Annotated in this window: 1 protein-coding gene; it reads left to right on the forward strand. The window is 71.9% G+C overall.

Annotated features, from left to right (window positions below):
- The first annotated feature begins 118 nt into the window (after positions 1-118).
- Positions 119-262, forward strand: coding sequence for an aldose epimerase family protein (locus ACG01O_RS22260; RefSeq protein WP_394387804.1), 144 nt, complete (start codon positions 119-121; stop codon positions 260-262).
- Positions 263-285: the final 23 nt, after the last annotated feature.

Here is a 285-nt window from a genome sequence, read left to right on the forward strand (position 1 = left end):
CGCCAAGGCCAGCACGTCGCGCCCAGCCAGGATGGGGGGCAAGCTCGCCACCTGAATGGGCGTGGGTGCGTGGTAGCCCTGCTCGCGCACCGCGCGCAGCAAGGCAGGGGTCAAGCCCATTGCAGGCCTGGCCCTGGAACCCCAGGCCCTGCCCGACAGTCCCCACCACCCCGAGTGGCCGCAACCCGGCGCCGTGCTGCGGCCCGGCCAGGTCTACCGCCACCACCTGACCTACCGTTTCAACGCCGCCCCGTCGGCCTGAGCCTTCACGCCATGAGCAACACC

It is taken from the genome of Pelomonas baiyunensis, from assembly GCF_043555935.1.
GTDB lineage: Bacteria > Pseudomonadota > Gammaproteobacteria > Burkholderiales > Burkholderiaceae_C > Pelomonas > Pelomonas baiyunensis.